Genomic DNA, 9,594 nt, shown 5'->3' with positions numbered 1-9,594 from the left:
TTGAATGAGTGATTGGTAATGGCTTATTGATTAAATGATATCTCATCCATTATCAGCGCTAAAATCATAAATGATGTCAGTCTACAGTCATCATTAAAACTGTTTGAATTTCTGATTTTTCCATTTTAGACAACAAGTTATTCCTATCTATTACTTTTCCTGCCGCCCAATTCCCCATGTTTTTACTCATTCTTGTTCGACATTGGTCTAACCTGTTGAAAAAGTTGAAACTGTATCCAAATGTAAAATCATTGTTAACTCGTTGAATTTGTTTCTATTCACTATTTATGGACAGTGTTTTGAATCACGGGTTAGACGAAAGTCGTGATTGTGCTCACACCAGCTGTTGCTAGATTAAACAAGACTTAAAATTAAAACAGCACAGGGGAGTCACTATGGGTTTTGAAAATAACGACAAGGCAAAAGGCTACTGGCGCGAGAATTTACGTCTCGTACTGAGCTTATTAGCCATTTGGGCGGCAGTCTCATTTGGATGCGGCATTTTATTGGTTGATGTACTCAATGAAGTTCATTTCATGGGATTTAAATTAGGTTTCTGGTTTGCACAACAGGGATCTATGTATGTATTCGTTGCGCTTATCTTTGTCTATGCGGCAAAAGCCAACGCCTTAGATAAAAAATATAACGTACAAGAAGACTAAGGAGCTTTGAGATGGATGTTCAAACACTAACTTATATTATCGTAGGGCTCTCGTTTGCGCTCTACATTGGGATTGCAATCTGGTCACGAGCGGGATCAACCAAAGAATTCTATGTCGCAGGTGGTGGCGTTCACCCTGTAGTGAACGGTATGGCAACGGCGGCAGACTGGATGTCTGCGGCATCGTTTATTTCATTAGCAGGTATCGTGTCTTTTGTTGGTTATGACGGCAGCGTGTACTTGATGGGCTGGACGGGCGGTTACGTATTACTGGCCCTGTGTATGGCGCCTTATTTACGTAAGTTTGGTAAGTTCACTGTGCCAGATTTCGTCGGTGAACGTTATTATTCTCAGGCTGCGCGTACTGTCGCGGTTATCTGCGCGATCTTCATTTGCTTTACTTATATTGCAGGGCAAATGCGCGGTGTGGGCGTGGTGTTCTCTCGCTTCTTAGAAGTGGATGTTGACACGGGTGTGTATATCGGTATGGCTGTGGTGTTCTTCTACGCTGTTCTTGGTGGTATGAAGGGGATTACTTACACTCAGGTTGCCCAATATTGCGTATTGATTTTCGCTTTCATGGTGCCAGCGATTTTCTTGTCTGTGATGATGACAGGCCACATTATTCCACAAATCGGTTTCGGGGCGCAGCTGCTTGATGCGGCGGGCAACAATTCTGGCGTTTACCTGCTAGAAAAACTCAATAATGTTTCTACCGAGTTAGGCTTTGCTCCATACACTGATGGCTCTAAGAGCATGATTGACGTCTTCTGTATTACGGGTGCTTTGATGGTGGGTACTGCTGGCTTGCCTCACGTTATCGTACGTTTCTTCACTGTTCCTAAAGTGAAAGATGCACGTATTTCTGCAGGTTGGGCGTTAGTCTTTATCGCGATTATGTACACTACAGTCCCTGCACTCGCGGCGTTCTCCCGTGTGAACATGATTGAAACCATTAATGGTCCAGATGCTAAAGGTGTGGCTTATGAGAGTGCACCAGATTGGATTAAAAACTGGGAAAAAACGGGTCTGATCAAGTGGAACGATAAAAACGGCGACGGTAAGATTTATTACTCGTCAGGTAAGATTGAAGATGCTGCTAGCAAAAACGAAATGAAGATCGATAACGATATCATCGTGTTAGCGACGCCAGAAATCGCCAATCTGCCAGCGTGGGTTATCGCTCTGGTTGCAGCGGGTGGTTTAGCTGCGGCCCTGTCAACATCAGCGGGTCTGTTGTTGGTGATTTCAACCTCGGTTTCACACGATTTACTCAAGAAAAACTTGATGCCAAATATCTCCGATAAAAAAGAGCTAATGTTTGCTCGTTTAGCGGCGGGTGTGGGCATTGTGATTGCGGGTTACTTTGGGGTGAATCCACCAGGCTTTGTGGCCGCGGTGGTGGCGTTCGCCTTCGGGTTAGCGGCTTCTTCATTGTTCCCAGCGATCATCATGGGTATCTTCTCTAAGACAATGAACAAAGAAGGCGCGATTGCCGGTATGTTAACGGGTTTACTGTTTACTGCGGGTTATATCATCTACTTCAAGTTTGTTGATCCAACGGCTAACATAGCTGCTAACTGGTTCCTGGGTATTTCACCAGAAGGTATTGGTATGGTAGGCATGCTGGTGAACTTCGGTGTAGCAGCGATAGTGAGTCGAGTCACTGCGGCAACACCACAGCATGTTCAAGAAATGGTTGAATCGATTCGCTTCCCTAAAGGTTCGGGTGAAGCGAGCGGTCACTAAGCTCATCGCTTAATCATTCGCATCAACTCAAGAGAGCGCTTCGGCGCTCTTTTTTATTGCGTTCGAAAATGTTTTCCTGTCGTTGAGTGAGTTGGTGAGCCAAGGTATTGATGAGTTAATGCACTCAACCTAGGGCTGACTTTAGTCGAATGTAGCGCCGCGACAATGCAGGCTATAGTGATGACATATAAGTAAAAGTTTCGCTTAAAAAGAAGGTGTTGCCTATGAATGCCAGTGAGTTACAACCCGTAGTGCAATTTCTACAAGGGCTAGTGCCCTTTGATACTCTGCCTGAAGATGTTGTGGTGCGCTGCGCTAAGGCTGTCACTGTTGGCTATTACAGTAAAGCCTCTGGTTATGTTCATTTTGATGCTAACTCACCTAAGTTATATATGGTGCGCAGCGGCGCCTTTGAGGTGCGCGATCCTGACGGTGTGCTGGTCGATAGAGTCGGCGAGGGGGAGTTTTTTGGTTTTTCGACCTTGTTATCGGGGGAGAAAGTCGTTAACAAGGTTGCTATTCTCGAAGACGGTTTGGTTTATCATTTGCCCCAAACCTTGTTCGATAACCTTAGAAGCGAGAGCCGCAATTTCGATAAATTTTTTACCCGCGCATTTGCTAAACGTTTGCGCCATGAGGCTCGCTTTAAGGCGAAAGATCTGACAACCACTAGCCGGATCAGTACATTAATGTCATCTGCGCCTATTGTTATCGATGCCCATGCTAGCGTTACGCAGGCGGCACTGTTAATGCGAAACAGCCGAGTGTCATCTCTGTTGGTAACGGATAATCACAAACTAGTTGGGATTTTAACTGATAAGGATTTACGTAATCGGGTGTTAGCGGCGGGGCTTGATGGCAGCGTTGCTGTGCATCAAGCCATGACAGTTTCGCCGATTTCAATTTCATCCAATGCATTAATTTTTGAAGCCATGTTATTGATGAGCGAGCATAACATTCATCACTTGCCTATTATCGACCAAGATAAAGCCATCGGTATGGTGACCAGTACTGACATCTTGCGCGGGCAGGGCTCACAACCGCTGCTGTTGATTGGTGAGATAGAACGGCAGCAGGATCTTGCCAGTTTAATTGGCGTCAGTAAGCAAATCCCGCTGTTATTACAAAATTTGATCAGTGCCGATGCCAGAGCCGAAGAAATTGGCCGAGTGTTAACCTCTGTCACCGATGCGCTGACACGGCGGTTAATCGTGCTCAATCAGCAATTACTTGGTGAACCGCCGATGGCCTTTTGCTGGTTGGCGTTTGGATCGCAGGGACGTCAAGATCAAGCGGCATGTTCGGATCAAGATAATGGTCTGTTAGTCGCAGAAGAGATGGATGATTTTGCTAAAGGTTATTTTGATGCCTTAACCCATGCCGTATGTGCTGGACTTGATCAATGCGGTTATGAGTTTTGCCCCGGCAATATTATGGCGCAAAACCCTCAGTGGCGAATGTCGCTTAAACAGTGGCAACAGGTATTTGAACAATGGGTGGTAACGCCTGAGCCTAAGGCGTTAATGCACGCCAGTATCTTCTTCGATATGCGCTCGGTTTACGGTCCACAAACCTTATTTGATGCGCTGCAGGATAAAGTCTTAGCTCAAACCCGTGATAACGATATTTTCCTCGCGGGCATGACAGGTAATTCGCTGGTGGAGTCGCCGCCGCTGGGCTTTTTCCGCAAATTTGTCCTCGAACGTGATGGCAGCGAAGTCAAAGGCATAGATTTGAAGCATAAAGGCAATGCCTTGATCAACGATATTGCCCGTGTTTATGCCCTGTCGGCAGGGATCAAAGAAGTGAATACTGCGAAACGTATCCGTGCCTTGATGGACGCAAACATTCTCAATCGTAAAGATGCGCTTAATCTTGCCGATGCCCACGAGTTTATCGCCCATATGAGGTTATCGAACCAAGGTTATCAGCATAATCTCGGGCTAGAGGTGAGTAATTATCTGCTACCCGCGCATTTATCTTCGCTGGTTCGCCATCAGCTACGTGATGCCTTTAAAGTGGTGCATGAGGCGCAGGCGGGGATGAAGATGAAGTTTATGCGAAGTTTTTGATATGAATACACTGCTGCTGAAAACTAAACTTAATTGGCGGGCGCTGCGTTGCCAACATCAGTTATTTAAGGGTTATTATCAATCGCTATTACCTCTGCTGGCGATGCCGTTATCCGAAGCGCCTTTGATGGCGATGGATTTAGAGATGACAGGTCTCAATCCGCAGCAAGATCAAATTCTCAGTATTGGCTTAGTGCCGATTGATCGCGGTGAGATCCCATTGGCACGCGCCGAGCAAAAGTTAGTGCAAATTCGCGGCAGTGTTGGCCAAAGCGCGACTATCCATGGGATCCTCGATAATCACCTGGTGCAGGCGGTCACCATCGAGGAAGCCATGGGTTGGTTTATCAATCAAACCTATGGTCGGGTGCTGGTCGCGCATCATGCTCCGCTAGATTGCCGTTTTCTGCAGCAGGATTTATTGGCGATTTACCATCAAGCCCTCGTACTCCCTGCTATTGATACGCTCATGCTTGAAAGGCATCGTTTGCTACGGGAACACTCAGTGATTAAAGAGGGGGATTTGCGTCTTGGTGCTTGCCGCGAACGTTACGGTTTACCCATTTATACCGCTCACAGTGCGTTGACCGATGCCTTAGCTTGCGCTGAATTATTATTGGCGCAAATGGCAGCTATGGGTGGCGCTGGGCAACTTACTGTGGCTGATTTATTGCAGCAATCGACTTAGCAGTTTCATCTTAGGTTAATCACTGACAGGCTAGACTCTGTAACCCGCTTTAAGCTTAACTTTTAAGTTTAAAATCAATGCCGCCAACTTGGCAATCCAACCAACTTGTACTTCACTCTACTAAACTGAGTGCGTAGGAGAATATGATGCCGTTACCTTTGCTTTGGATGGGTAGTGCCGTAATTGGCGCAGTTTTGTTGGCCGATGAGCGTGAAAAACGTCAGCAACTTGAGCGCGATAGATTACTCGGTAAAGCGCCTAAGTATCCCGTCGCCAAGCGCGCTATGGTGGCGGCGCCGAGTCAATGGCAAAAGGGATTAAAACAAGTTGCGCCAATCCCAGGCAGTATCGTCTGTTGTTATGTCTTTGGGGTGATTGAACATACGGGTATCTGGCTGGGTGATGATTGCCTCGTAGAGTTACATGGCTCAGGGTTGGTGCGGGCCGTGTCGGTAAAGCGTTTCTTGGCGGGGCGAACGGGCAGCCAAATCTATCTTGCCTGTAATCATCTGCATCAACCACTCATCGCCGACGCTGTGTTTACCCGCGCCGAGCAGGCGATTTATCAGTATCGGGAATATGATTTATTTGACAATAACTGTCATCGATTTGTCTGGTCTTGTATTAGCAATAGTGAAAGGGGCGAAGAAGCGGTTAAAGGTTTTAATGAGTTAAATCAAAAACTCGCCGAGCATTTTAATCAAGCTATCTATTGGGATGAGATGAGCATTAGCAAGCTGAATGAATAAGTTTTGTCGTCATAAACTAAAAAAGCCATCTTAATCGATGGCTTTCTGTCTTAGTAAAACACGATATTACCGTTTTGCAGAAACCGTTTACGGCTTACAAAAATAATCGACAGCGCGTTTAACTAACTCTATGCCCGTTTTATCGCAAGGCGGTAACTTGGCATCACTGATATTGATTGGTGTCACGCGGTTGCCCCATTGCAGCAAGAGTGCAGCAGAGGTTAAGCCGGCGCCAAAGGCACAAGAGAGTATGGTTTGATTTGGCTTAATCACGCCTTGCTCTAACGCATCACAAATCGCAATCGGAATGGTTGCTGCCGAGGTATTGCCATAATTGGCAATGTTAACGAAGGCTTTTTCTTTCGGAATTTTCATTCGGCTGACTAAGGTATCGATAATGCGCTCGTTGGCTTGATGCGGGATCACTAGATCCACTTCATCTTTATCAACACCACATTTTTCAAGCACTTTAGTGCTCAACTTGTTCATGCCGTTAATCGCGCGTTTGAAGATTTCTTGGCCATCGAATTCAATAAAGAAATCCAATGACTCGGCAGAGAATCTGTCCATCGCCGTACCAAAGCCAGCTTTAAGAATGTCACGACCTTCAGGATCGTTATTCAGCTCATAACCGAGCACGCCACCGGCAACATCTGTTGCTTCAACAACAACGGCACCTGCGCCATCGCCGAATAACACGGCAGTTTCGCGGCGTGACCAATCTAGATAGAAAGAGAGGCGCTCGGCACCAATCACCAATACTTTCTTGCTCTGGCCACTCTTGATTTGTGAGCTGGCTAAACCTAAGCCATATAAAAAGCCACTGCAGGCAGCATTGATGTCGAACGCGGCACAACTGGCGCCAATATTAGCTTGTACAGTGGATGCGATATTCGGGATCAAAGTGTCTGGGCTGGCGCTGGCCAGAATGATCATGTCGATTTCACTGCCATCGATACCCGCAGTTGCGAGCGCGCGTTGTGCTGCAACTGAAGCGAGTTCAGAGGTGTTAACATGACTGATATGGCGCTGGCTGATGCCGGTGCGAGATTTAATCCATTCGTCGGATGTCTCGATAAAGGTCGCAAGATCATCGTTGGTCAGAGTGGCTGGTGGAACACATTTGCCCCAACCTGTGATAGTGGCGTACTGCATGGTGGTTTCTCTCAAATAAAAAAGGCAGAACCTGAGCGCTGCCTTGAATCGACAACAAAGCTTATCGGCAACTCTAATGGCCGTCCGTGATCTAGACCACCTGTTTGGCGACGAGATCTCGAATTGTCATTGCGGCATGCAGAATATGATGACGCAGTAGCGCCGTCGCTTTTTCTGTTTCTCTCAGTTTGCAGTGGTTGAGCAAAGCTCTGTGCTCATGCTCTGCAGCAGGAATCCCCCCCGCGAGCAATAACTGCAAACGAATGTATCTATCACAATTAGTATTGAGGCCGTGAACAACCTCAAGGGTGTGTGGGCGATTAGCCGCCTGATATAAGCAAGTGTGAAATTGCGTATTCAACTCGCTCCAACTGGCAACGGCATCTTCATGTTTGAAGGCCGATTCCAATTGTTCGAGTACACGTTCAGCTTTTTCTAAATCAGCGTCTTGAAGCAGTGGGATCGCCTTAGCGAGCAGATCGGTTTCGATCATGGCACGTAATTCAAAAAGTTCGGTGACTTGCTCGACGGATAACACGGTCGCCGTTGCACCTTTATGGGGCTCAAACTTAACGAGTCCTTCGGCTTCGAGTTGCAATAAGGCTTCTCTCACCGGAATGCGGCTGACATTTAACGCTTCAGCCAACGCACTTTGTCTGAGTGGTTCTCCTGCGGCTATGTCACCTGAAAGAATTCTCTCTCTGAGCACTTCAACAACTAACTGGGTGCGGGTTTTGTGGACTATAGGCGTAGTTCGACTCATTATTTCCGTCTATTTCGGGTATTTTCTCGTTATCTGCCCAAGATTACCGTTAAAAACACCACAAATAAAGGGAAATGCTTGATTGAGTGCAGCACCTAAGAGACTAACAATGCCCAAAAGACGGGGTTTTTTGTGGTTTTCTCTTACAATTTGAAGCGTATTCCTTGCGAGCGGCTTCGATGGCAGCGGTGGCAATTATTTGTAAAAACGCTGTTCAGCTTCTTCGATTGAGTATTTTGATTAAAACAGTGCAATTACACATTTCACTGCTGGATTTTTTGTACTCTGATTGGGTAGGACAATTGCTATCTCGCATAGACACAAGCTGTGCATAGAGATTTGCCTGTACAGCCACGAAATATCACTAACGCGCAATTTAGCGCTAAAAGCATAACTTCGCGGTGCAATTTCTGATAATGAATGGAATAATAGTGCGATAACGCCTTAGGCGATTTGGGAGTATTACAGTGAGTCGAGCAGTATTTTTAGACCGTGATGGTGTGATTAACAAAGACCATGGTTATGTCCACCTAGTGGATGACTTCGAATATATTGACGGTGTGTTTGAATCTTGTCTCTCTTTAAAGGAAATGGGCTACAAGTTAGTTGTTGTTACTAATCAATCTGGTATTGCCCGTGGGATGTACACTGAAGACCAATTCCACAGCTTAACGGAGTGGATGGATTGGAACTTTGCCGATAAAGGGGTGGAGCTCGATGGTATTTACTATTGCCCGCATCATGCCGAGAAAGGCATAGGGGAATATAAGGTCGATTGTGATTGCCGCAAACCTAAGCCGGGTATGCTTAATGATGCGGCGCAATTCTTAAAAATCGACTTAGCGCACTCAGTCATGGTTGGCGACAAAGCCGAAGATATGCAGGCCGCGAAAGCGGCGGGCGTGACTACTCGTATATTAGTGCGCAGTGGTAAGGTTATTGCTGATGACAGTGATGCCACTGTGGTACTCGACAGTATTGCCAATGTGCCGTCTTACTTAAAAAGCCTAGGCTAGTCGCTACGCTACTACTTATTAAGCAGATAAACATTTGCTTATAAGTTCATCTCAAGTAGCTACTATCACAGTAGCCAGTAGCGTGGGTTATTGCTCTTGTTGAATGGAAGCTTGCGTTAAAAGCGATCTAATATGGCATAAAGAGCTAACCAATAGGTTGGCTCTTGTCATTTCTAGCGCTGGGTTAACCTCATCTTTTGCTTTAATCCAGCACAAATTCGATAATATTGGCGTTAAAACACACTTTTAGTTTAAAAAGTGTGCGCTTGAATCGTTTTTCGTAATTATTCGCGCCAAAGGGGTTGCGGTAAAATCTGACATCCCTATAATGCGCATCCACTGACCCAGCGGGGTCAAGGGTTAAACGCTGAATAAGCCGCTAACCATGCTCTTTAACAATTTATCAAGCAAATCTGTGTGGACACTCACAGGTGTTGAGTTAATCGAAACTGCTTAACCTTCGGGTTGGCAGTCAAAAATTTAAATCAATGTTTTCAAGTCATTCTCCTCAACGAGAAGCGTGATTGAGTGTTCATAGTAATATGTACATACAGTAATGTATGAATTGAAAGGCGATGCTTCTTAGTGAGCAAAGCGAATCAAAACAGTAGAATTCATTGAGCCGTTTGACGTCAGTCAAACAACAAAACTTTAATTGAAGAGTTTGATCATGGCTCAGATTGAACGCTGGCGGCAGGCCTAACACATGCAAGTCGAGCGGCAGCACAAGTAAGTTTACTT

The 9,594-nt window shown here is 45.9% G+C and carries 8 protein-coding genes and 1 rRNA gene; 7 read left to right on the top strand and 2 right to left on the bottom strand.

The features are described 5' to 3' along the window. Nucleotides 1-395 precede the first annotated feature (395 nt). From Q4Q52_RS22030 to Q4Q52_RS22010, 5 genes are all read left to right on the top strand, one after another. The gene (locus Q4Q52_RS22030) at nucleotides 396-662 is read left to right on the top strand and encodes a DUF4212 domain-containing protein (RefSeq protein WP_106650870.1); all 267 of its coding nucleotides are present in this window, start codon (nucleotides 396-398) and stop codon (nucleotides 660-662) included. An 11-nt stretch (nucleotides 663-673) separates the two neighbouring features. After that, nucleotides 674-2,410 (top strand): sodium:solute symporter family protein, encoded by a 1,737-nt coding sequence (locus tag Q4Q52_RS22025; protein ID WP_311991683.1) that lies wholly within the window; start codon nucleotides 674-676, stop codon nucleotides 2,408-2,410. Between the two features lie 224 nt (nucleotides 2,411-2,634). After that, nucleotides 2,635-4,482: a DUF294 nucleotidyltransferase-like domain-containing protein gene (locus Q4Q52_RS22020; RefSeq protein ID WP_311891735.1), complete on the top strand. Its 1,848-nt coding sequence runs from the start codon at nucleotides 2,635-2,637 to the stop codon at nucleotides 4,480-4,482. A 1-nt stretch (nucleotide 4,483) separates the two neighbouring features. Beyond that, the gene (locus tag Q4Q52_RS22015; protein WP_311991682.1) at nucleotides 4,484-5,170 is read left to right on the top strand and encodes an exonuclease domain-containing protein; all 687 of its coding nucleotides are present in this window, start codon (nucleotides 4,484-4,486) and stop codon (nucleotides 5,168-5,170) included. Nucleotides 5,171-5,316: 146 nt separating this feature from the next. Continuing rightward, nucleotides 5,317-5,919: a lecithin retinol acyltransferase family protein gene (locus Q4Q52_RS22010; protein ID WP_311991681.1), complete on the top strand. Its 603-nt coding sequence runs from the start codon at nucleotides 5,317-5,319 to the stop codon at nucleotides 5,917-5,919. 87 nt (nucleotides 5,920-6,006) lie between these two features. Here the strand turns inward: Q4Q52_RS22010 and Q4Q52_RS22005 are convergent, their stop codons facing one another. Together Q4Q52_RS22005 and Q4Q52_RS22000 are read right to left on the bottom strand one after the other, a co-directional pair. Continuing rightward, nucleotides 6,007-7,074: a ketoacyl-ACP synthase III gene (locus Q4Q52_RS22005; RefSeq protein WP_311991680.1), complete on the bottom strand. Its 1,068-nt coding sequence runs from the start codon at nucleotides 7,072-7,074 to the stop codon at nucleotides 6,007-6,009. A gap of 91 nt (nucleotides 7,075-7,165) precedes the next feature. Further along, nucleotides 7,166-7,837 (bottom strand): GntR family transcriptional regulator, encoded by a 672-nt coding sequence (locus Q4Q52_RS22000; RefSeq protein ID WP_063884812.1) that lies wholly within the window; start codon nucleotides 7,835-7,837, stop codon nucleotides 7,166-7,168. 467 nt (nucleotides 7,838-8,304) lie between these two features. On the opposite strand from Q4Q52_RS22000, the gene gmhB reads away from it, so the two are divergent. Further along, nucleotides 8,305-8,853, top strand: coding sequence for a D-glycero-beta-D-manno-heptose 1,7-bisphosphate 7-phosphatase (gmhB, locus tag Q4Q52_RS21995; protein ID WP_311991679.1), 549 nt, complete (start codon nucleotides 8,305-8,307; stop codon nucleotides 8,851-8,853). A 652-nt stretch (nucleotides 8,854-9,505) separates the two neighbouring features. Beyond that, a 16S ribosomal RNA gene (locus Q4Q52_RS21990) occupies nucleotides 9,506-9,594 on the top strand; the annotation flags it as partial.

This window comes from Shewanella sp. SP1S2-4 (assembly GCF_031932075.1).
GTDB classification, from domain to species: Bacteria; Pseudomonadota; Gammaproteobacteria; order Enterobacterales; family Shewanellaceae; genus Shewanella; species Shewanella baltica.
The sequence above is the reverse complement of the archived record's forward strand: the minus strand, read 5'-3'. Positions and strand labels throughout refer to the sequence as shown.